Source organism: Rhodobacter capsulatus (assembly GCF_003254295.1).
Lineage (GTDB): Bacteria > Pseudomonadota > Alphaproteobacteria > Rhodobacterales > Rhodobacteraceae > Rhodobacter > Rhodobacter capsulatus.
On the sequence record NZ_QKZO01000005.1, the window covers coordinates 274,395 to 292,074 of the forward strand.

18 protein-coding genes and 1 tRNA gene are annotated in these 17,680 nt (G+C 67.8%); 11 read left to right on the plus strand and 8 right to left on the minus strand.

What is annotated here, in order from left to right; all coding sequences use genetic code 11:
• Window positions 1–12 precede the first annotated feature (12 nt).
• Both LY44_RS09500 and LY44_RS09505 read right to left on the minus strand, forming a co-directional pair.
• Complete coding sequence (locus LY44_RS09500) at window positions 13–729, minus strand: LrgB family protein (RefSeq protein ID WP_055210098.1); 717 nt, start codon at window positions 727–729, stop codon at window positions 13–15.
• The gene (locus LY44_RS09505) at window positions 722–1,078 is read right to left on the minus strand and encodes a CidA/LrgA family protein (RefSeq protein WP_055210096.1); all 357 of its coding nucleotides are present in this window, start codon (window positions 1,076–1,078) and stop codon (window positions 722–724) included. The genes LY44_RS09500 and LY44_RS09505 overlap by 8 nt, the downstream gene beginning before the upstream one ends.
• A gap of 185 nt (window positions 1,079–1,263) precedes the next feature.
• On the opposite strand from LY44_RS09505, the gene smc reads away from it, so the two are divergent.
• Genes smc through LY44_RS09530 form a run of 5 tightly spaced genes read left to right on the plus strand, consistent with a single transcriptional unit; the run spans window position 1,264 to window position 7,680 of the window.
• On the plus strand, window positions 1,264–4,722 hold the full coding sequence (gene smc / locus LY44_RS09510) for a chromosome segregation protein SMC (protein WP_055210094.1): 3,459 nt from the start codon (window positions 1,264–1,266) through the stop codon (window positions 4,720–4,722).
• 54 nt (window positions 4,723–4,776) lie between these two features.
• Window positions 4,777–5,232 carry a YbjN domain-containing protein gene (locus LY44_RS09515; protein WP_055210092.1) on the plus strand — a complete coding sequence of 152 codons (456 nt, stop codon included), beginning with the start codon at window positions 4,777–4,779 and terminating at the stop codon, window positions 5,230–5,232.
• Window positions 5,233–5,247: 15 nt separating this feature from the next.
• The gene (locus tag LY44_RS09520) at window positions 5,248–5,709 is read left to right on the plus strand and encodes a RidA family protein (RefSeq protein WP_055210090.1); all 462 of its coding nucleotides are present in this window, start codon (window positions 5,248–5,250) and stop codon (window positions 5,707–5,709) included.
• The gene (locus tag LY44_RS09525; protein ID WP_055210088.1) at window positions 5,706–6,464 is read left to right on the plus strand and encodes a glycerophosphodiester phosphodiesterase family protein; all 759 of its coding nucleotides are present in this window, start codon (window positions 5,706–5,708) and stop codon (window positions 6,462–6,464) included. Before LY44_RS09520 ends, LY44_RS09525 begins: the two co-directional genes overlap by 4 nt.
• A 46-nt stretch (window positions 6,465–6,510) precedes the next feature.
• Complete coding sequence (locus LY44_RS09530) at window positions 6,511–7,680, plus strand: GNAT family N-acetyltransferase (RefSeq protein ID WP_055210086.1); 1,170 nt, start codon at window positions 6,511–6,513, stop codon at window positions 7,678–7,680.
• Between the two features lie 146 nt (window positions 7,681–7,826).
• On the opposite strand, the gene LY44_RS09535 is transcribed toward LY44_RS09530, so the two are convergent.
• Entirely contained in the window at window positions 7,827–8,315 is a 489-nt protein-coding gene (locus LY44_RS09535) for a peroxiredoxin (RefSeq protein ID WP_055210084.1), read from the minus strand.
• A gap of 76 nt (window positions 8,316–8,391) precedes the next feature.
• On the opposite strand from LY44_RS09535, the gene LY44_RS09540 reads away from it, so the two are divergent.
• The 3 genes from LY44_RS09540 to LY44_RS09550 are packed head-to-tail and all read left to right on the plus strand — an operon-like array spanning window position 8,392 to window position 10,798.
• Window positions 8,392–9,591 carry an NAD(P)/FAD-dependent oxidoreductase gene (locus LY44_RS09540; RefSeq protein WP_055210082.1) on the plus strand — a complete coding sequence of 400 codons (1,200 nt, stop codon included), beginning with the start codon at window positions 8,392–8,394 and terminating at the stop codon, window positions 9,589–9,591.
• The gene (gene rsmD, locus LY44_RS09545) at window positions 9,588–10,151 is read left to right on the plus strand and encodes a 16S rRNA (guanine(966)-N(2))-methyltransferase RsmD (RefSeq protein ID WP_055210080.1); all 564 of its coding nucleotides are present in this window, start codon (window positions 9,588–9,590) and stop codon (window positions 10,149–10,151) included. Before LY44_RS09540 ends, rsmD begins: the two co-directional genes overlap by 4 nt.
• Window positions 10,148–10,798, plus strand: coding sequence for an HAD family hydrolase (locus LY44_RS09550; RefSeq protein WP_055210078.1), 651 nt, complete (start codon window positions 10,148–10,150; stop codon window positions 10,796–10,798). The genes rsmD and LY44_RS09550 overlap by 4 nt, the downstream gene beginning before the upstream one ends.
• A 92-nt stretch (window positions 10,799–10,890) precedes the next feature.
• Here the strand turns inward: LY44_RS09550 and ykgO are convergent, their stop codons facing one another.
• Entirely contained in the window at window positions 10,891–11,016 is a 126-nt protein-coding gene (gene ykgO, locus LY44_RS09555; RefSeq protein ID WP_013069105.1) for a type B 50S ribosomal protein L36, read from the minus strand.
• A gap of 63 nt (window positions 11,017–11,079) precedes the next feature.
• Window positions 11,080–11,154, minus strand: a tRNA-Val gene (locus tag LY44_RS09560).
• 157 nt (window positions 11,155–11,311) lie between these two features.
• Between LY44_RS09560 and LY44_RS09565 the strand changes: the two genes are divergently transcribed.
• Window positions 11,312–12,175, plus strand: a complete 864-nt coding sequence (locus LY44_RS09565; protein WP_055210076.1) for an N-formylglutamate amidohydrolase — start codon at window positions 11,312–11,314, stop codon at window positions 12,173–12,175.
• Here the strand turns inward: LY44_RS09565 and LY44_RS09570 are convergent, their stop codons facing one another.
• Together LY44_RS09570 and clpB are read right to left on the minus strand one after the other, a co-directional pair.
• On the minus strand, window positions 12,176–13,438 hold the full coding sequence (locus LY44_RS09570; RefSeq protein ID WP_055210074.1) for a DNA polymerase IV: 1,263 nt from the start codon (window positions 13,436–13,438) through the stop codon (window positions 12,176–12,178).
• A gap of 192 nt (window positions 13,439–13,630) precedes the next feature.
• Window positions 13,631–16,246, minus strand: coding sequence for an ATP-dependent chaperone ClpB (gene clpB / locus LY44_RS09575; RefSeq protein WP_055210071.1), 2,616 nt, complete (start codon window positions 16,244–16,246; stop codon window positions 13,631–13,633).
• A 219-nt stretch (window positions 16,247–16,465) separates the two neighbouring features.
• Here clpB and LY44_RS09580 point away from each other — a divergent pair, with 219 nt between their 5' ends.
• Both LY44_RS09580 and pyrF read left to right on the plus strand, forming a co-directional pair.
• Entirely contained in the window at window positions 16,466–16,669 is a 204-nt protein-coding gene (locus tag LY44_RS09580) for a hypothetical protein (RefSeq protein WP_055210069.1), read from the plus strand.
• Window positions 16,670–16,737: 68 nt separating this feature from the next.
• Window positions 16,738–17,448: an orotidine-5'-phosphate decarboxylase gene (gene pyrF / locus LY44_RS09585; RefSeq protein WP_055210067.1), complete on the plus strand. Its 711-nt coding sequence runs from the start codon at window positions 16,738–16,740 to the stop codon at window positions 17,446–17,448.
• Between the two features lie 70 nt (window positions 17,449–17,518).
• On the opposite strand, the gene LY44_RS17930 is transcribed toward pyrF, so the two are convergent.
• Window positions 17,519–17,674, minus strand: coding sequence for a hypothetical protein (locus LY44_RS17930; RefSeq protein WP_160320033.1), 156 nt, complete (start codon window positions 17,672–17,674; stop codon window positions 17,519–17,521).
• Window positions 17,675–17,680: the final 6 nt, after the last annotated feature.

The following is a 17,680-nucleotide window of genomic DNA, read 5'->3' on the forward strand; positions in this document are numbered from 1 at the left end:
CAATTTAGCCCCTCACAAAAACCACGGCAGCACCAGCGGCGCCAGAAACGCCGTCAGCACCGCATTCAGCCCCATCCCGATCGAGGCGAAAGCCCCCGCCGTGTCATGCACCTGAAAGGCCCGCGCCGTGCCGATCCCATGCGCGGCCACCCCGGTCGCAAAACCGCGCGCGCGCCAGTCGGTCAGTCCCAGCCCGTTCAGCATCGGCGTCACGAAAATCGCCCCGATCATCCCGGTCAGCAGCACCAGAACCGCGGTCAGCGTCGGCTGTCCGCCCAAGGCCTCGGAAATCCCGATCGCCACCGGCGCTGTCGCCGATTTCGGCGCCAGCGTCGCCAAGAGCCCGGCCTCCGCGCCGAACATCTTCGCAATCGCCAAAGCCGAGACGATGGCCGTGAACGACCCCGCCAGCAGCGCCGCGGCAATCGGCACCACCGCCTTGCGGATCGCCTTCAGATTCGCCTGCAGCGGCACTGCCAGACAGACCGTCGCCGGACCGAGCATGAAATGAACGAATTGCGCGCCCTCGAAATACTCGCGGTAGGGCGTGCCGGTGATGCCAAGCAGCACCGCCAGAAAAATCACCGCCAGCATCACCGGATTGGCGGCCGGATTGCGCCGCGCCAGCCGATAAAGACTGTCCCCCGCCCAATAGGCAAAGAGCGTCGCCGTCAGCCACAACAGCGGCTGCGAGGCGAGGTAGGACCAGATCAGCACCGCGTCATTCATCGGGGGTGCTCCCCACCAGCTTCGCGACAAGGGTAAAGGTCACCGCGCCGACGACAATGGCGAGCAGCGTCGAGGCAACGAGCGCCACCGCCAGCGCCGGACCCTGCGCGGCAAGGGTGGGCAGATGCGCCACCACCCCGACACCGGCAGGCACGAACAAGAGCGACAGATGGCCAAGCACCCCCTGCGCCACCGGCCGGATCATCGCGCGCAGCCGCGCGCTGGCCGCAAGCGCCGCGACCATGGCCAGCATCCCCAGAACTGGCCCGGGAAGCGGCAGATGCCCCGCGCGCGAGATCACCTCGCCCGCCAATTGGAATGCCAGAATGATCGCCAGAGCCGGAACCATGCGGTATTTTCCCGATATTGGTCATAATTTAGAACCAGTTTAAGCCTGTCGCCCGGCCATGCAAGCGAAAACCCCGTGTTTCTGTGGATAAGCCCGGGGCCTCGCCGGAAGGTGAGGGGGGTGGCGTTGACTTGGCCGGTGGCAAAACCGAAACTGGCGGACCCTCGATCTGGAATCGGTGCCCCTTGCGTTTCACCCGCCTGCGACTGAACGGCTTCAAGAGCTTTGTCGACCCGACCGACCTTGTGATCCACGACGGCCTGACCGGCGTCGTGGGCCCGAACGGCTGCGGCAAGTCGAACCTGCTCGAAGCCCTGCGCTGGGTGATGGGCGAGACCCGCGCCAGCGCGATGCGCGGCGGCGGGATGGAAGATGTGATCTTTGCCGGCGCCGCCACCCGCGGCGCGCGGCATTTCGCGGAGGTCTCGCTCTCCATCGACAACAGCGAGCGGCTGGCGCCCTCGGGCTTCAACGACAATGACGTGCTGGAAATCGTGCGCCGGATCACCCGCGACGCGGGCTCTGCCTACAAGGTCAACACCAAGGACGTGCGCGCCCGTGACGTGCAGATGCTGTTCGCCGATGCCTCGACCGGGGCGCACAGCCCGGCGCTGGTGCGGCAGGGGCAGATTTCGGAACTGATCAACGCCAAGCCGAAGGCGCGGCGGCGGATTCTGGAAGAGGCCGCCGGGATCTCGGGGCTTTATCAGCGGCGGCACGAGGCGGAACTGAAACTGTCGGGCGCCGAGCAGAACCTGGCCCGCGTCGATGACGTGCTGGAGCAGCTGGGCACGCAGCTGGCCGCGCTGTCGCGGCAGGTGCGGCAGGCGGTGCGCTATCGCGAGATCGGCAATGATCTGCGCCGGGCCGAGGGGATGCTTTTGTATCGCCGCTGGCGCGAGGCCGATCTGGCCCGGGCCGAGGCGGAAAATGCGCTGCGCTCGGCGATGATGGGGGCGGCGCAGGCGGAACTGGCCTCGCGCGCCGCGGCCAAGGCGCGGGTGGCGCAGGAAGACGCCCTGCCACCCCTGCGCGAGGAGGAATCGATTGCCGGGGCGATCCTGCAACGGCTGATGCTGCAACGCGATGCGCTGTCAGATGCCGAGGCGCAGGCGGCGGCGCGGATCGACAGTCTGAAATCGCGCATCGCGCAGCTGGACCGCGACATGGAGCGCGAGGCCGGGCTGAACCGCGATGCGGGCGAAACCATTGCCCGGCTCGACTGGGAAATGGGCCAGTTGCTGAAAGCGGCTGAGGGGCACGAGGACAAGCTGGGCGCGGCCTCCGAAGCCTCGGCCGAGGCGGCGGCGGTGCTGGCCGAGCGCGAGGCGCTGTTGAGCGAGGGCACCGAGGATGTGGCGCGGCTGGCGGCGCGGCATGGCTCGGTGACGCGGCTCGTGTCGGACAATCGCGCGACGGTGGCCAAGGCCGAGGCCGAGGCGGGCCGGGCGTCCGATGCGGCCGAGACCGCGGCCGAGGCGCTGGAGCGGGCCGAGGAGGCGTTCGAAGCCGCGCAGACCGCGCAGGAAGAGGCGCAGGATCAGGCCGAAGCCGCCGAAGAGGCGCTGATCGCGGCGGATGAGGCGCGCGGGCTGGTGCAGGCGCGCGAAAGCACCGCCCGGGCTGTGCGCTCCGAGGCCGAGGGCGAGGCGGGGGCGCTGCGGGCCGAAGTGGCGGCGCTTGCGCGGCTGGTGGAGCGCGAGGCGGCGAGCGGGCATCAGCTGCTGGATCGGGTGCGGGTGAAAAGCGGTTACGAGGCGGCCTTGGGGGCGGCTTTGGCCGATGATCTGCGCGCGCCGGAGGTCGAGGCGGGGGCGCGGTCCGGCTGGGGTGTGCTGCCCGATTACGAGGCGGTGCAGCCCTTGCCCGCGGGCGTGGAGCCGCTTTCCGCCCATGTCGAAGTGCCCGCCGTGCTGCGCCGTCGCATCGCGCAGATCGGGCTGGTGACCGATGCCGCCGAGGGGGCGCGGCTGCAACCGATGCTCGCGCCCGGGCAGCGGCTGGTCTCGGCGCAGGGCGATCTGTGGCGCTGGGACGGCTTCCGCGCCGGGGCCGAGGATGCGCCGACGGCGGCAGCCTTGCGGCTGCGCCAGCTCAACCGTCTGGTGGAACTCAAGCGCGATCTCGAGGAGGTCGCGGCCCGGGCCGAGGGGGCGCGGCAGGCGCATGAGGCGCTGAGCCGGACCCTGGCCGAGGCGAGCGCTGCCGATGCCCGCGCCCGCGATGCCCGCCGCGCGGCGGATACGCGGCTGGCCGAGGCAGGGCGGGCGCTGTCGCGCGCCGAAGCGGATCGGTCGATTTCCGCGGGCAAGCTGGAAGCGGCGCGGATGGCGGTGAAACGTTACGGCGACGAGGCCGGATCGGCGCGGCTCGCCCTGGCCGAGGCCGAGGCGCAGCTGGCGGCGCTGCCCGATCTTGACGCCGCGCGCGGCGAGGTCGAGGCGATCAAGCTGACGGTGGAAGCCGCGCGGGTGACGATGCTGACCCGCCGCGCCGCGCATGACGAGATTCGCCGCGAGGGCGAGGCACGGCTGCGGCGGCGCCAGGAGATCACCAAGGAAATCTCGGGCTGGCGGCACCGGCTGGAGACGGCCGAGAAGCGATCGGCAGAACTCGCGTCGCGGCGCGAGGAGGCGGTGGGCGAGCTGGAAGATGCCGCCGCCGCGCCCGAGGAGCTGGCGGCGAAGCGCGACGAACTGAATTCGGCGATCGAGATCGCCGAGGAGCGGCGGGCAACGGCCTCGGACCGGCTGGCCGAGGCGGAGGCGACGCTGCGCCAGGCGCAGATGGCCGAGCGCGACGCCGAACGCGCCGCGGGCGAGGCGCGCGAGGGCAAGGCCCGGGCCGAGGCGCGGCTCGACGCCGCCCGCGAAACCCTGGCCCATGCCGCGGAACGCATCGCGGAGGCGATGGATCTGACGCCGCAGGCGCTTTTCGACACGCTGGGCGCCGAACCCGACAAGATGCCCGCTGCCGAAGCGCTGGAAATCGAGGTGGCGCGGCTCAAACGTGCCCGCGAGGCCTTGGGCGCCGTCAACCTGCGCGCCGAGGAGGACCTGCGCGAGGTGCAGGGCGAACATGACGGGCTGGCCAAGGAAAAGACCGATCTGGAGGAAGCGATCCGCAAGCTGCGCTCGGGCATCGCCGGGCTGAACCGCGAGGGGCGCGAGCGGCTCTTGACCGCTTTCGAACAGGTCAACGAAAGCTTCCGCACGCTCTTCACGCACCTTTTCGGCGGTGGTTCGGCCAGTCTGCAGCTCGTGGAAAGCGATGATCCGCTGGAGGCGGGCCTTGAGATCATGTGCCAGCCGCCGGGCAAGAAGCTGTCCACCCTCAGCCTGTTGTCGGGGGGCGAACAGACGCTGACCGCGATGGCGCTGATCTTTGCCGTCTTCCTTGCCAATCCGGCGCCGATCTGCGTGCTGGACGAGGTCGATGCACCCTTGGATGACGCCAACGTCACCCGGTTCTGCGACCTGCTGGATGAAATGACCCGGCGCACCGACACGCGGTTTCTGATCATCACCCACCATGCGGTGACGATGAGCCGGATGGACCGGCTGTTCGGCGTGACGATGCAGGAACAGGGCGTCAGCCAGCTGGTGTCCGTCGATCTGAAGAAGGCCGAGCAGCTGGTGGCCTGACGGGGCTTGATGCGGGCCGGACAATCGGACAATCCTTGCCGAAAGGAGGCCCCGATGATCCGTCCGCTTCTTCCCGCTGTCGTTGCCCTTTGGGCCGCGCTGCCCGCGCAGGCGCAGGTCATGGCCGACCCGGATGTGGTCGCCGCCTTCCTGCAGGACTATGGTCTGAAACCGCAGCCGGGCACCGACGATCAGGGCGATCCGATGCTCTCAAGCTCTGTCGATGACACGAAATTCGACGTCTATTTCTATGGCTGCACCAAGGCGCGTGACTGTTCCTCGGTCGCGTTTTCGGCGGCGTTCCTGACCCCGGAACCGCTGAAATACGCCATGGTGAACCGCTGGAACCAGAAGGCCCGCTTTGGCCGCGCCTATCTGGATGGCGAGGGCAATGCGGTGATCGAATATGACGTCAACCTCGACAAGGATGGGGTGGGGGGCAAGAATTTCACCGACACCATCGACATCTGGCGCAGCTTGCTGGATGACTTCCGCACGCATATCAACTGATAAGGCAAGATCCACATGACCTCCGCAATCGAAGCGCGTCTGAGCGCGCTCAACATCACGCTTCCCGACGCCCCGGCGCCCGCGGCGAATTACGTGCCCTTTGTGCGCAGCGGCACTCAGATCTTCGTTTCGGGGCAGGTCTCCGCGGGGCCCGACGGCTTCATCAAGGGCAAGCTGGGCGCCGACATGAGCGTGGAAGAGGGCGCGGCGGCCGCGCGTCGTTGCGGTCTGGCGCTGATCGCGCAGGCCCGCGCGGCGGTGGGCGATCTGGACCGGGTGAAACGGGTGGTGAAGCTGGTGGGCTTCGTCAATTCCACCGCCGATTTCACCGACCAGCCCAAGGTGGTGAATGGCTGTTCCGACCTCATGGTCGAGGTTTTCGGCGAGGCCGGTCGTCACGCGCGTTCCGCCGTCTCGGCGGCCTCGCTGCCCTTCGGCGTCGCGGTCGAGATCGAGGCGATCTTCGAGGTGGAATGATGCAGCCCCTGCCCGCGGCTTTCCTGACCCGTCCGATCGCGCATCGCGCGTTGCATGACCGTGCCGCCGGGCGGCCGGAAAACAGCCGCGCCGCGGTGCGGGCGGCGGTGGCTGCGGGCTACGCGATCGAGATCGACCTGCAGCCCTCGGCCGATGGCGTGCCGATGGTGTTTCACGATTACGACCTGCGCCGCCTGACCGGGGTTCCCGGTCGGCTGCGCGGGCTGAGCGCGGCGGAACTGGCCGAGATCCCGCTCTCGGGCGGGGACGAGGGCATTCCGACCTTGGCCGAGGTGCTGGAGATCGTCGCGGGCCGGGTGCCGCTGCTGATCGAGATCAAGGATCAGGATGGCGCGATGGGGCCCGATGTCGGCCCGCTCGAAGCCGCGACGGCGCAGGTGCTGGCGGGCTATGCCGGGCCGATCGCGGTGATGTCCTTCAACCCGCATGCGGTGGCGGCCTTTCACCGGCATGCGCCGGGGGTGCCGGTGGGGCTGACGACTTCGGCCTATACCGCCGCCGACTGGCCGCTTCTGCCCGCGAAGACGCGCGCGCATCTGGCGGGCATTCCCGATTTCGACCGGCTGGGGGCCTCCTTCATTTCGCACGAGGCGGCGGATCTGTGCGCGCCCCGGGTCGCCGCGCTGAAGGCGCAGGGCGCGGCGATCCTGTGCTGGACGATCCGTTCGCCCGAGGCCGAGGCGGAGGCGCGGAAGATCGCGCAAAACATCACCTTCGAGGGTTACGAAGCTTGACCCTTGCCCCCCGCGCCCCACCTTTGGGAAAAGGCGGGGGGAGCTCTTGGACAGCGTCGAAGTCAACGTTCTGGCAGGGATTTCCTCGGTTCCGGCGGCGGAGTGGGACGCCTGCGCCTGCCCCGAGACCGCGGAGGGCGGCCGCCCCCTCGATCCGTTCACCACGCATCGGTTCCTTGCGGCGCTGGAGGCTTCCGACTCGGTCGGGCCGGGCACGGGCTGGACGCCGCATCATCTGGTGGCACGGCACGCGGGCGCGGTGATCGCCGTCGCGCCCTTTTACCGAAAAAGCCATTCGCAGGGCGAATATGTCTTCGATCATGCCTGGGCCGAGGCCTGGCATCGGGCGGGGGGCAGTTACTATCCGAAACTGCAGGGCGCCGTGCCCTTCACCCCCGTCACAGGGCGGCGGCTTTTGTGCCGCCCGGGGCAGGAAGACATCGGGCAGGCGGCGCTGTTGCAGGCGATGGCGGAACTGACCCAGCGCGGCGGCCATTCCTCGGCGCATCTGACCTTCTGCACCGGGCAGGAAGCCGCAGCGGCCGCCTCCGCAGGCTGGCTGCACCGCACCGGCGTGCAATTCCATTGGGAGAACCGCGGCTACGGGGGATACGAGGATTTCCTCGCCACCCTCGCCTCGCGCAAGCGCAAGGCGCTGCGCAAGGAACGCGAGAAGGCGCAGGGTTTTGGCGGCACGATCCGGGCCCTGACCGGCGCGGCGATCGAGGAGCGTCACTGGGAGGCGATGTGGGCGTTTTACCTCGATACCGGGGCGCGGAAATGGGGCCGCCCCTATCTGACCCGCGCCTTCTTCGACGCGCTGCACGAGATGCGCGACGACGTTCTTCTGGTCGTCGCGGAACAGGACGGTCACGCCGTGGCCGGGGCGCTCAATTTCATCGGGCGCGATACATTATATGGCCGCTATTGGGGCTGCCTTGCGGACCATGCCTTTTTGCATTTCGAGCTGTGCTACCATCAGGCGGTCGACTGGGCGATCGCGCAGGGCTTCGCCCGGGTCGAGGCGGGCGCGCAGGGCGAACACAAGCTGGCGCGCGGCTACCTGCCGGTGGTGACGCATTCGGCGCATCACATCCCGCATCCCGGCTTTCGGCGTGCCGTGGCGGAGTATCTGGAGCAGGAACGCGCCGCCGTGGCCGAGGAGGCCGACATTCTTGCAGCGCTTGGCCCCTACCGCGATGAAGAGCGTATTTGAGCCAAGAAAAAGCAGCCCGCTTTTCCTGGTTCAAATACGCAAATCTGCGCGGGGTGCGCGCGGGCCTGCCCGCGAAAGGGGCGTATTTTTGCCAAGAAGAAGACCGGGGTTTCTTCCTGGTCCAAATACGCCCTGCGCCCCTGGGCTCAGAGCGCCGCGAGCAGGCCTTCGCCCGCCGAAAGCTCGCAAACGCCCGGGCTTTCCTCGCGGTTCAGCACTGTCACCACGCCATCTTCCACCAGCATCGCATAGCGGGCCGAGCGGTCGATCAGGCCGACGGGCGGGGCCGAAAACGCCATGCCGATCGCCTTGGTGAAGGCGGCCTCGGCATCGGCGAGCAGGGTGATCCCGGCGGCGGTGGCCCCCGTCGCCTCGCCCCAGGCGGCCATCACGAAGGGGTCGTTGACCGAGACGCAGAGGATCTCGTCCACGCCCCTGGCGTCGAATTGCGGCTTGGTGCGGATGAAGCTGGGCACATGGGCGGTGGTGCAGACGCCGGTATAGGCGCCCGGCACGGCAAAGATCACCACCTTGCGGCCCGCGGTCAATGCCGCCAGATCGACCGCCTCGGGGCCATTGGCGCCGATCTTCAGAAGCGTTGCCGCGGGAAGTTTCTCCCCAACCGTCAGTGTCATTGCGTTCTCCCTTCGCTTGGCACGGGCTGTGCATCAGGGATATAGGGGCGGGGACGGACATGACCAGAGGAAGAGCATGAGCGGCATCGTGATTGTGGGCGGCGGGCAGGCGGCGGCGTCCCTGGCGGCGAAGGCGCGGGCGCTGGGCTACGCGGGCGAGGTGACCATTCTGGGCGAGGAGCCGGTGGCGCCCTATCAGCGCCCGCCGCTCTCGAAAGCCTATCTTCTGGGCGAGATGCCGCTGGAGCGGCTGACCCTGCGCGGTGACGACTGGTATGCGGCGAACCGGGTGACGCTGCGGGTGGGCACGAAGGTCACCGGCATCGACCGCGCCGCGAAAGCCGTGCTGATCGGCGACGAGCGGTTGCCTTACGATCATCTGGCGCTGTGCACCGGGGCGGTGCCGCGGCGGCTTCCCCCCGAGATGGGCGCCGAGGGGCTTTCGGGCATCTACACGCTGCGCGATCTGGCCGACACCCAGGCGATGGCCGATGAATTCGTGCCCGGGCGCAATCTGGTCGTCGTCGGCGGCGGCTATATCGGGCTGGAAGCCGCGGCGGTGGCCTGCAAGCGGGGCTTGACCGCGAAGCTTGTCCACACCCGCGCCCGCATCCTGCGCCGGGTGGCGGGCGTCGAGACCGCCGATGCGATCCGCGCGATGCACCGGGCACATGGGGTCGAGATCCTCGAAGACATCGGCATCACTCGGGTCTTGGGCGAGGGCCGGGTGCGCGGCGTCGAACTGGCCGATGGCCGCATCCTGCCCGCCGATTTCATCGTCGTCGGCATCGGCGTCGATCCGCGCACCGATCTGGCCGAAGCGGCGGGGCTTTTGATCGACGAAGGTATCGCGGTCGATGCGCAGGGCCGCACCAGCGACCCCTGCATCTGGGCGGCGGGCGATTGCGCCGCGCTGCCGGGGCCGGAGGGGCGGATGCGCATCGAATCGGTCGGCAATGCCATAGACATGGGGGAACTCGTGGCGGAAAACATGCTGGGTGCGGGCAAGGCCTATCAACCGAAGCCGTGGTTCTGGTCGGATCAGTTTGCCTCGAAGCTGCAGATCGCGGGGCTGTGCACCGGGCATGACCGGGTGGTGACCCGCACCGCGGAGGGGCAGTCGTTCTGGTATTTCCGCGAAGGCCGGCTGATTGCGGTCGACGCGCTCGATGCGCCACGCGCCTATATGATCGGCAAGCGGCTGATCGAGGGGGGCAAGGCGGTGACGCCCGAACAGGTCGAAACGGCCAGCGATCTCAAGGCGCTGATGGCATGAGAATCATCGGCGGCGAGAAGCGGGGCCTGAAACTGGCCGAGGTGGGCGAGGGTGACATGGGCGCGCATCTGCGCCCGACCACCGACCGGGTGCGCGAAAGCATCTTCAACCTTCTGATCAACGGCACCCACGGCAATCCGATCCCGGGCGCGCGGGTGCTGGATCTGTTCGCGGGCACCGGGGCCTTGGGGCTGGAGGCTTTGTCCCGCGGCGCCGCCCGGGTGGCCTTTGTCGATGACGGCACGGCGGCGCGGGTGCTGTTGCGCAAGAATGTGGAACTGATGCGGGCGATGGGCGTGACCGACATCTGGCGGCGCGACGCCACCAACATGGGGCCCTGCCGCGGCGCCGGTTACGGGCTGGTGTTCCTGGACCCGCCCTATGGCCTGGGGCTGGGGGAAAAGGCGCTGGCCTCGTGCCTCTCGAACGGCTGGATCGCCCCCGGCGCGATGGTGGTCTGGGAGGAAAACACCGCCCCCGTCGTGCCGGAACCGCTCAGCCAGATCGACCAGCGCCGCTATGGCGAGACCATCGTCACCCTGGCCCGGATGCCCGCATGAACGTGAAAGCCGTTTTGTTCGACTGCGACGGCGTGCTGGTCGACAGCGAGCCGATGACCTTTCTGGCGCTGCAGGAAGATCTGGCGGCGCATGGGCTGGATCTGACGATCCCGCAGATGGAACGGCTGTTCCTCGGCGGCACGTTGGAGCGGGTGCAGCAGGTGGCGAACGACATGGGCGCGGGGCTGGGCCCCGGCTGGTGCGAGGATTTCTACGCCCGGCTTTACGCGATGCTACGCGACCGGGCAGAGCTGATGCCGGGGGTCGAAGCGCTGCTCGACCGGCTGGATGCGGCGGGGATCGCCTATGCCGTCGGCTCGAACGGGCGGGGCGCGAAGATGGCGGCAAGCCTTGGCCGTCATCCGGCGCTTTGGGCGCGGCTGCAAGATCGGCTGTTTTCCGGGCAGGATCTGGGCTGCCCGAAACCGGCCCCCGATCTTTATCTGCGGGCCGCGGCCTTTCTGGGCGTCGCGCCCGCAGACTGCGTCGTGATCGAGGACAGCGGCCCCGGGGCGATGGCGGCGCAGGCGGCCGGGATGCGCTGCCTTGGCTATGCGCCCCACGGCGGGGCCGAGGCCCTGATTGCGGCGGGGGCCGAGATCATCACCGATCTGCGCCAGATTCCGGAGCGCATCGGCCTTGCCTGAGGCCGGTTGCGACGGCGCGAAGGAATCGCGACCACCAAAGAAAAAGACCGCCGAGTTTCCCCAGCGGCCTTTTGAACTGCTCGAAGGCGGCCTCAGCCCTGACGGGCCTTGAAGCGCTTCTGCGTCTTGTTGATCACGTAGACGCGGCCTTTACGGCGCACGATCTGGCAATCGCGATGACGCTGCTTGAGCGAGCGGAGCGAGTTGCGGACCTTCATCGGTCTTCTCCTGTTCGCGGCGACGTGCGCCTTGAAAACGAATGCCCCCGAAGGGGCGATGAATGGTGGGCGGTACTGGGATCGAACCAGTGACCCCTACGATGTCAACGTAGTGCTCTACCGCTGAGCTAACCGCCCGGAAACTTTCGCCGTTTGCCACCGTCTTCTTTCCCGAAGCAAAGAACCTGGCCGCAACCGCGTCGGTCTGGGGGTCTATAAAAGGAGTCGTTCCGGCTTTCAAGGGCCTTTTGGCAGGAAAAGAATTCGGTGTAGTCTTTCTTGCGAAGGAGTCCCCATGGCCCAGGTTTCCGCATCGATCCAGCCCTATCGGCTGCACCTGCCCGAGAGGCTGAGTTCCGGGGTCGTCTTCGCGTCGCCGCATTCGGGCCGTTTCTACCCGGCCGACTTCACCCGTCGTGCCCAGCTTGACCTTTTGCGGCTGCGCTCCTCGGAAGATGCCTTTGTGGACAGGCTTCTGACGCAGGTGCCGCAGGCGGGGGCGACGCTGATCGAGGCGGTCTATCCGCGCGCCTTCGTCGATCTCAACCGCGCCGAGGACGAGCTGGATCCGGCGCTGATCGAGGGGGTGACCCGGGGCTCGGGCGGGGCAAGGGTGCTGACCGGGCTGGGGGTGATTCCGCGTGTCGTCGCCGGGGGCCGCGAGATTTTCCGCGGCAAGATCCCGCGCGCCGAGGCCGAGGACCGGCTGGCCCGAATCTGGCGCCCCTATCACGGCCAGCTTGCGGCGCTGTTGCAGGACCGACGCGCCCGATTCGGCCGGGCGCTGCTGTTCGATGTCCATTCCATGCCAAGCGAGGCGGCCAGCGGCGGCGGCCCCGGGCCCGAGATCGTGCTGGGCGACCGCTTCGGCGCCTCGGCCCGGGCCGAGACCAGTCTGGCCGTCGAACAGGCCTTTCGCCGCGCCGGGCTGCGGGTGGCGCGCAACAGCCCCTTTGCCGGCGCCTATGTGGCGCAGCGCTACGGCCGCCCCGCCGAGGGGGTCGAGGTGCTGCAGATCGAGATCGCCCGCGCGCTTTACATGGATGAGGAGCGGATCGAACCGCTGCCCGGGTTCGACCGTTTCGCGCAGGCGATCGGGGCGGTCTTCGTCGAGCTGGCCGATCTGATCCGCGGCGAGGCCCGGCTGGCGGCGGAGTGATCAGCCTTTGGTCAGGCCGCGGCCAAGCCGGATCGCATCGGCGCCGAATTTCGCCCGGATCGCATCCGCCGCCCGTTCCGCCGCCGCCCGCGCCGTCGCCTGCGGATCGAGCAGATCGCCCACCGGATCCTGACCGCCCGCCGGGGACAGGTCGGAATAGCCCGCGCCGATCAGCCGGAACGGCCCCGGCTCGGGCAGGATCCGCAGCAGCGCCTCGGTCGCGCGAAACAGCGTGTCGGCCAGCTGCGAGGGTTCCTCGAGCTTCACCTGACGGCTGAGCGCGGAGAAATCCGTCCGCCGCAGCTTCAATGTCGCGGTGCGGCCTTCGAGCCCCTTCGCCTTCATCCGCGCGGCGGCCTTTTCGCACATTGTCCACAGGATGTCGGCGAGCCGGTCGCGGTCGGAAATGTCGCTCTCGAAGGTGGTCTCGTGCGAGACCGACTTGATTTCGGCATCGGGGATGACCCGGCGCCGGTCGATGCCCCGCGCCAGATCGTAAAGCCGCAACCCGGTGGCGCCGAACCGGTTTTGCAGGGATTCCGGACCGGCGCGGCGGATCTCGGCCAGGCTGCGCAGCCCCGCGCGCGCCAGCGCCGCCCGCGTCGCCTCGCCCACCCCCCAGAGGATCGAGGCGGGCTTGTCGCGCAGGAATTCCGCCGTCTCGGCCTGGCCGATCACCGAAAAGCCGCGCGGTTTGTCGAGATCCGAGGCGATCTTCGCCAGAAACTTGTTGTGCGACAGCCCGACCGAGGCGGTGACGCCGATCTCGGTCTCGATCTCGCGAATCACCCGGGCGAGGCTGACGGCGGGGGCTGCATGATGCAGCCGGGCGGTGCCGGTCAGATCCAGAAACGCCTCGTCGAGCGAGAGCGGTTCGACCAGCGGCGTCAGGCTGGCGAATTTCGCCCGGATCAGGGCGGAGACCTCGGCATAGCGGTCCTTGCGCGGGCGCAGCACGACCGCCTCGGGGCAGAGCTTCAGGGCCTGAAACATCGGCATGGCGGAACGGACCCCGGCGATGCGGGCGATATAGCAGCAGGTGGTGACAACGCCGCGGGTGCCGCCACCGACGATCAGCGGCTTGTCGGTCAGGCTCGGGTCATCGAGCTTTTCGACCGAGGCGTAGAAACTGTCGCAATCGACATGGGCGACGGAAAGGGTGAACAGTTCGGGATGGCGCAGCAGGCGCGGCCGCCCGCAGCGCGGGCAGCGCGCGGGGGCGGTGTCGAAGGTGGCAAGGCAATCACGGCAAAGCGTGGGCATGATGGCGGCAGTCTAGCGCCAAGTGTCCCGGCGGGGGAGGGGGGCTCTGCCCCCCGCCCGCAAGCGGTCCCCCCCCCGGGATATTTACGCCAAGGCGAATGGGCAAAGGGTCCGTGTTTCACCTTGGTGCAAATATCCCGGGGGTGAATTTTGCCGCAGGCAAAAGAGGGGGCAGCGCCCCCCCTTTCCGGATCAGTTCAGCACGCGCGGTTCGGTCTGGATGCGCTGGCTGGCCGAGACCTTGCCGCCGACCACCAGCCCGTCGGGACCGGCGGTCACCGGAAGCGTTTCGCCGTCCTTCACCGTTCCGGCCAGGATCAGTTCGGCCAGCGGATCCTGCAGCGCCCGCTGGATCACCCGTTTCAGCGGACGGGCGCCAAAGACCGGGTCGTAGCCCTCGTCGGCGAGCCATTTCAGCGCCGCCTCGTCCAACTGCAGCGTGATCTTGCGTTGCGCCAGCCGCGTCTCCAGACGCTTGAGCTGGACCGTCACGATGCCGTCCATGTTCTCGCGCGTCAGCCGGTCGAAGATCACCATCTCGTCCAGACGGTTCAGGAATTCGGGGCGGAAATGCATCCGCACCGCCTCCATCACCTCGGCCTTGGCCTCGGCGACATCCGTGCCTTCGGGCAGGCGGCTGAGCGCCTGGCTGCCAAGGTTCGAGGTCAGCACGATCAACGTCTGCTTGAAATCGACGGTGCGGCCCTGACCATCGGTCAGCATGCCGTCGTCGAGCACTTGCAGAAGCACGTTGAAGACATCGGGATGCGCCTTTTCCACCTCGTCGAAGAGCACGACCTGATAGGGCCTGCGCCGCACGGCTTCGGTCAGCACGCCGCCTTCATCATAGCCGACATAGCCGGGGGGGGCGCCGATCAGCCGGGACACGGAATGTTTCTCCATGAATTCCGACATGTCGATCCGCACCATCGCGGCGTCGTCATCAAACAGGTAATTCGCGACCGCCTTCGTCAGTTCGGTTTTCCCCACCCCGGTCGGGCCGAGGAACAGGAACGAGCCCAAGGGCCGCCCCTCGTCGTTCAGCCCGGCGCGGGCGCGGCGCACGGCATTGGCCACCGCGGTGATCGCGGCATCCTGCCCGATCACCCGCTTGTGGAGTTCCTCCTCCATCTTCAAGAGCTTCTCGCGCTCGCCTTCGAGCATCTTCGAGGTCGGGATGCCGGTCCAGCGTTCCACCACCTCGGCGATCTGCTCGGGGCGGACGGCCTCTTCGACCATCTTGCCTTCGGCCACCGTCTCGGCCTCGGCCAGCACCTTTTCCAGCTCCGGGATGCGCCCGTATTGCAATTCGCCCGCCTTGGCGAAATTGCCCTCGCGCTTGGCCTGTTCCAGCGCCGCCCGGGCCTGATCGAGCTGCTCCTTGACGTTGCGCGACGCCTCGAGCATGTCGCGCTCGGCCTGCCATTTCGCCGTCATCTCGGCGGAGCGCTGCTGCACGTCGGCCAGATCCTTCTCGAGTTTCTCGAGACGATCCTTCGAGGCGGTGTCATCCTCGCGTTTCAGCGCCTCGGCCTCGATCTGCATCTGCAGGATCTGCCGGTCGAGCGCATCCAGTTCCTCGGGCTTGCTGTCGACTTCCATGCGCAGACGGCTTGCGGCCTCGTCGACAAGGTCGATCGCCTTGTCGGGCAGGAAACGGTCGGTGATGTAGCGATGCGACAGCGTCGCCGCCGCCACCAGTGCCGAATCGGAGATCCGCACGCCGTGGTGAAGCTCGTATTTCTCCTTGATGCCGCGCAGGATCGAGATCGTGTCCTCGACCGTCGGTTCATTCACCATCACCGGCTGGAACCGCCGCGCCAGGGCCGCGTCTTTCTCCACATATTTGCGGTATTCATCCAGCGTCGTGGCGCCGATGCAATGCAATTCGCCCCGCGCCAGCGCCGGTTTGATCAGGTTCGCCGCATCCATCGCGCCTTCGGATTTGCCCGCGCCGACCAGCGTGTGCATCTCGTCGATGAAAAGGATGATTTCCCCCGCCGCCGCCTCGATCTCCTTCAGGATCGCCTTCAGCCGTTCCTCGAATTCGCCGCGGTATTTCGCCCCGGCGATCAGCGCGCCCATGTCGAGCGCAAGGAGCTTCTTGTTGCGCAAAGATTCGGGCACGTCGCCGTTGATGATGCGCAGCGCCAGCCCCTCGGCGATGGCGGTTTTCCCCACGCCGGGTTCGCCGATCAGCACCGGGTTGTTCTTGGTGCGACGCGATAGCACCTGCATGGTGCGGCGGATTTCATCATCCCGGCCGATGATCGGGTCGATCTTGCCTTCTTCCGCCGCCGCCGTCAGGTCGCGGGCATATTTCTTCAGCGCGTCATAGCCTTGCTCGGCATTGGCGCTGTCGGCGGTGCGGCCCTTGCGGATGTCGTTGATGGCAGAGTTCAGCTTTTGCGCCGTCACCGCCCCGGCATCGAGCGCATCCTTGGCCTTGGTGTTCACCATCGCCAAAGCCATCAGCATCCGTTCCACCGGAACGAAGCTGTCCCCGGCTTTCTTCGCCAGTTTCTCGGCCTCGTCGAGCACGCGCACCAGCGCCTGTTCGACATAGACCTGCCCGTCGCCGCCCGAGACTTTCGGCAGTTTCGAGACGAACAGATCGACGCTTTCCTGCACCCGGGCGGGCTCGCCCCCGGCGCGTTTGATCAGATTGGCCGACAGCCCCTGATCGTCATCCATCAGCGCCTTCAAAAGATGTTCGGGCACCACGCGCTGGTGCCCCTCGCGCATCGCGATCGTCTGCGCCGCCTGCAGGAAGCCGCGCGACCGTTCCGTGAACTTTTCCATGTTCATCCGGTCTCTCCTTGGTCAAGCCCCCGAGGTCTTGGCGCCCACCATGGCACGCCGGTCCCGGGTCTTGCTGCAAAGGTGGTTGGGCGGAATTCCCCGTTCAAGGGGGAGGGCGGGCCCGAAGCGGGCGGGGCGGTGAAAAAATTTTCGCGGAAGCGGTCTTGGAAACCATTCGCCAAGACTTCACGTTCATCCTGAGGGTTCCAAACGCGAGGTCATCCGATGCACCATGTCGCCGTTCGCATTGCGCACCTGATCTACAACGCCGCGCTTCGTCAGTTCGAAGCGGTGGTGGAATTCTTCTCTCCCGGCCTGCCTGCGCCGATGCGGGTGCCGGTGCGGGTTCCTGCGGCCCCCGACATGGGGCATCGCCGTCTGGTGCGCGCGCTGACCCATGAAGCCCGGCGGCGCGGCGGGATCTATTGACCCAATTCGCTTGACCGCCTGCGGCATCAGGGGCAAAACCTCCGGGTTTGCACCGCTGGAGGGCTGCCATGACCGATCTTCTTGCCGCCGATGATCGCCTGATCGTCGCGATGGACGTGCCGAATGCCCTTGCCGGGCTGGAGCTGGCGAAAAAACTTGGCGACAGCGTCAGTTTCTACAAGATCGGCCTTGGCATGCTGACCGGCGGCGGGCTGGCCCTTGCCAACGAGCTGAAGGGCGAGCAGGGCAAGAAGATCTTCCTCGACATGAAGCTTTTCGACATCGGCGCCACGGTCGAGGCGGCGGTGCGCGCTCTGTCGCGCTTCGATCTGGATTTCCTGACCGTGCATGGCGACCCCCATGTGGTGACGGCGGCGAAACAGGGTGCGGCGGGCAAGGATCTGAAAATCCTTGCCGTGACCTTCCTGACCTCGCTCGACCGGGCCGATCTGGATGCCGCGCTGATCCGCGACGGCGCCCTCGCCGATCTGGTGGCCGAACGCGCCGCGCGGGCCTTTCTGGCCGGGGCGGATGGCGTGATCGCCTCGCCCCGGGAAGCGGCACGGATCCGGGCCCTGCCCGAGGCGGCGGGCAAGCTGATCGTCACCCCGGGCGTGCGCCCCGCGGGGGCGGCCCTGGGCGATCAGAAACGGGTGGAGACGCCCGCTTCGGCGCTGGCCGCCGGGGCCGATCATCTGGTCGTCGGCCGTCCGATCTGGCAGGCCGAGGACCCGCAGGCCGCGGCGCAGGCGATCCTGCGCGAGATGGCCACGGCCTGAAACCCCGGTTGTGAAAACGAAAACGGCGGCTCCGACCGGGCCGCCGTTTTCGTGCATGATGTGACGGGCGTCACTGATGGGTGGAGGCTTCCGCCGCCCCGGCCCCGTGTCCAAGACCCATCGGCTGGGCAAAGGAGAGCCAGGCCACAAGACCGACCAGACAAACGGTTACGCTAACAAGGAAGTACTTGAAGCTTTTCGCTTCTTGCGGGAAATCATCGTACATGTCTTC